Below are 3,331 nucleotides of genomic sequence, written 5' to 3' on the forward strand. Positions count from 1 at the left end.
GGCGGCCCGGCGAGCTGGGCCGCCAGCGAGACGACGTGCGCGCTCGGGATGCGCTCGGTGACGCCGGTGGAAGCGTCGCGGTGCACCTCAAGCAGCACGACATCACGTCCGAGCGAAAGCTTCTTCCGTGGTTTCTCGGCGGTGATGACATGTTGCGCATCGACGGCAGCGGTGGTCATCGGCCCTCTCTTTCATCGGGTCGGGCGAATTCTTACCGGCTGGCCGGCCGATGTCAAACAATCCTGCCGATTAAGCAGAACTGAACGAAATACGTAGTGAAATCCTCTTGTTCGCGGGTCGGTGATGCCGGTAGCCGGCCCCGGATTCACGTCGCTCTTCCGGCCGCGGGGCTCCACCAGGTGAGAACCGACGCTTCGCCCGGTGGGGACGCGTCCCGCATTCTGGGACCCGCGGCCTGACCCGGCTTCGCGTCCGGCCTCGCGCTCGGCATCGGAGGGCCGGTCGGCCACGGCAAGCCGGCCGGGTACGCGGCCGGCGGCGACACCCCGGTACCCGTCGCCGTCACGCGAACGACGACCCAGCTACCGGGCCTGCCCAGCTGCAACCCGGCTCGGCTCCTGACCGCCTGGTAGCCATCAACAGAACAATCTGGTGAATTTTTCAGCCATACCGGTAGGCGGCATGTTAATGCTGGATGGCGGCTACCCGGTGAACCCGCTGAACCCGCTGAACGGGACGGCGTCCTCAACCGGCCGCGCGGATCGCGCGAGACCGGATACGACGGAGGTCTTCAGACGGAAGGTCTTCAGATGGGAGGTCTTCAGATGGGCACGGAGTTTCTCTGGTACGTCCCCAACACCATTGAGCCCGGGCACCGCGGCGACGACACCCGCGACGGATGGGGAACCCTCGACTTCTCCACCGACCTCGCCCGCGCCGCGGAGGACCACGGCTGGGGCGGTGCCCTCATCGGGACGGGCTGGGGCCGCCCGGACACGTTCACCGTGGCCACCGCGCTGGCCGCCCGTACCACCACCTTTCAGCCGCTGGCGGCGATCCGGCCCGGATACTGGCAACCGGCGCACTTCGCCAGCGCCGCCGCCACTCTCGACCAGCTCAGCGGCGGCCGCCTGCTTGTCAACATCGTCAGCGGTCTGGACAACCTTGGCGCCTACGGTGACGCGCAGAACGACCCGGCCCGCCGGTACGGCCGCACCAGGGAGTTCCTCCAGCTCGTGCGGCGGTTGTGGTCCGAGGAGAACGTCACGTTCCGTGGTGAGTACTTCGCCGTCGAGAACTCGACGGTGTGCCCGTGGCCCTACCTCGCCGAGCGGGGCCGACATCCGCGGCTCTATTTCGGTGGCGCTTCGGCTGTCGCGGAGCGGGTGTCGGCTGCCGAGGCCGACGTCCAGCTCTTCTGGGGCGAGCCGCTGGAAGGCATCGCCGAGCGGATCGACCGGCTGAAGACGCTGAGCTCCTCCATCGGCCGCGCCCACGCCCCGCTGGAGTTCGGGCTGCGGATCACGACCCTGGTCCGGGACACCACCGAGGCGGCCTGGCGGGACGCCGAGGCGAAGGTGGCGCTGATGGCGCGCGAGGTCGACCAGCACAACGATCCCAGACGGCGCCGGGCCGTCGGCCAGCAGCGGCTGCTCGACCTCGCCGAACACGGCGAAGTGCTCGACTCCTGCCTCTACACCACCCCCGGCCGGTATGGCGGNNNNCCCCCGGCCGGTATGGCGGTGGCGGCGCGGGCACCACCTGGCTGGTCGGCTCCCCGGACGACGTGGCCACCGCCCTGCACCGGTACGCCGACCTTGGCATCACCCACTTCGTCCTCTCCGACACCCCCTACAAGCGAGAGGCCGCCCGCATCGGCGACCAGCTCCTCCCGCTGCTGCGCACCCCGGAACTGGTCCGAGCGGATATTTGACTTGATTTCACCGGATTCCGTCGGGGTTCGGCCCGCTGTCCTTCCGCATATTGTCGATCATGCTGGCGCGGTATACGACCACGTCGGGACGACGGTTGGTGAGTGGCACGTCCTGAAGCTGGACGTCGAAGTCCGTGTCGGCGTTCCACTCCACCCCACCGGCCGAGTCCAGGACATTCGCGACGATCCGGGCCAGTCGGTTGTGCCGGGGGGAGGCGCCGGGGGTCATGACGACCATCCCGTCCACGATCTCGATGCCTGAACACTGCTCCTCGGACCAGGAGTCATACTGCTCGGCAGTGATCTGCTGGTGCATCCAGGCGGGGGCGACCATCTCCGTGGTCATGGCACATCTCCCGGAAATGGCCTGGGAATCCAGCCCTTTCGAGCAAGCATAGCGAGACCGTCCCGGGCCAGGCGGCATGACAGGTCCGGATACGGGGCCGGCCGTTACCTGCTACGGCAGGCGGAGTCGTTCGGTGGGCTGTCCGGTGACCGCGGCGATCAGCTCGAAGTCCTTGTCGACGTGCAGCAGCACGATTCCGGCGAGTTCGGCTGTCGCGGCGATGATCAGGTCGGGGACGGACGGTGCGCGGTGGTGCCCGGTACCGGCGAGCAGTTCCTGGACCTCGACGGCCCTGGCTTCGATACGGGGCGTGGTGTTCTCGACGGGCGTCGCCGAGATCGGTGGCCGGCGTAACCTGACATGAAGATCCTGAGCGGATCTCGCGGAGAAGCCGACTTCCAGGATCGTGACCGTCGTGATCCGGATCAGGCCCTGCTGGATACGGGACAACCACTGGTCGGCATCGGGGCTCTCACTCAGTCGGACGAGCGCGGACTTGTCGATGAGCCAGCGCCGCGTCGTCTCGGCTGCGGCGGTCACGCCCAGGCCTGCCGCATGGCCTCCGGGTCGGCGAGATCACGGAACGTGGTGCTGAACCAGCGCAGGTCGTCCAGGGTCACTGGAGTGACCGAGCGCGCCGCGTCCTGGGCGAGCTGCCGGCGAAGGTACTCGTTGCGGGACAGGCCGAGCCTGGCGGCATGCGCCTCGACGGCGGCCAGCACGTCGTCGGGTACGTCACGAATGAGCACGTCGGACATCGGCCACACCTCCAGGCGGAAGACCGCAGTTCCCAATGATATCTGATGCTATCAGAGACAGGGCCCGTGGCTTGGGCAAGCGGCGGGGACTTCCCTAGTGCTGCGTTCCTCAAAGGCAGTAGACAAAGCGGCGGCGGAGTTTCCGGGTCGGTGGGGCGGGGCGTCCCAGATCCAGGGTTTCGCGTGGGCGTTGAACCGGTGCAGCCAGCACCGGACGGTCTTGGGGTGGCGATGCACCGCGGCGGCGATCTGGCCGGTGCGGTGACCGTCCCAGCTGGCCGTGATGATCCGGGCTCGCAGGATCCAGTCGGCCGGGGCGTGGCGGGCACCCGC

3 protein-coding genes and 2 pseudogenes are annotated in these 3,331 nt (G+C 68.3%); 1 reads left to right on the top strand and 4 read right to left on the bottom strand.

Annotated features, from left to right (window positions below; genetic code table 11):
- Positions 1 to 785: 785 nt before the first annotated feature.
- Positions 786 to 1,544 (top strand): annotated as a pseudogene (locus FrCorBMG51_RS21950) (LLM class flavin-dependent oxidoreductase); the annotation flags it as partial.
- 396 nt (positions 1,545 to 1,940) lie between these two features.
- Here the strand turns inward: FrCorBMG51_RS21950 and FrCorBMG51_RS21955 are convergent.
- The 4 genes and pseudogenes from FrCorBMG51_RS21955 to FrCorBMG51_RS32060 form a co-directional block, all read right to left on the bottom strand.
- A pseudogene (locus FrCorBMG51_RS21955) lies at positions 1,941 to 2,228 on the bottom strand (Uma2 family endonuclease); the annotation flags it as partial.
- A 123-nt stretch (positions 2,229 to 2,351) separates the two neighbouring features.
- Complete coding sequence (locus tag FrCorBMG51_RS21960) at positions 2,352 to 2,780, bottom strand: PIN domain nuclease (protein ID WP_047224913.1); 429 nt, start codon at positions 2,778 to 2,780, stop codon at positions 2,352 to 2,354.
- Positions 2,777 to 2,998, bottom strand: a complete 222-nt coding sequence (gene vapB / locus FrCorBMG51_RS32870; protein WP_047224914.1) for a type II toxin-antitoxin system VapB family antitoxin — start codon at positions 2,996 to 2,998, stop codon at positions 2,777 to 2,779. The genes FrCorBMG51_RS21960 and vapB overlap by 4 nt, the downstream gene beginning before the upstream one ends.
- A 51-nt stretch (positions 2,999 to 3,049) precedes the next feature.
- Positions 3,050 to 3,301, bottom strand: a complete 252-nt coding sequence (locus FrCorBMG51_RS32060) for a helix-turn-helix domain-containing protein (protein WP_338052794.1) — start codon at positions 3,299 to 3,301, stop codon at positions 3,050 to 3,052.
- Positions 3,302 to 3,331 lie beyond the last annotated feature (30 nt).

This window comes from Protofrankia coriariae (genome assembly GCF_001017755.1).
Taxonomy (GTDB): domain Bacteria; phylum Actinomycetota; class Actinomycetes; order Frankiales; family Frankiaceae; genus Protofrankia; species Protofrankia coriariae.

Excerpts from the sequence above, each read along its gene's own strand:
- vapB (WP_047224914.1), bottom strand. The coding sequence starts at position 2,998 with ATGTCCGACGTGCTCATTCGTGACGTACCCGACGACGTGCTGGCCGCC.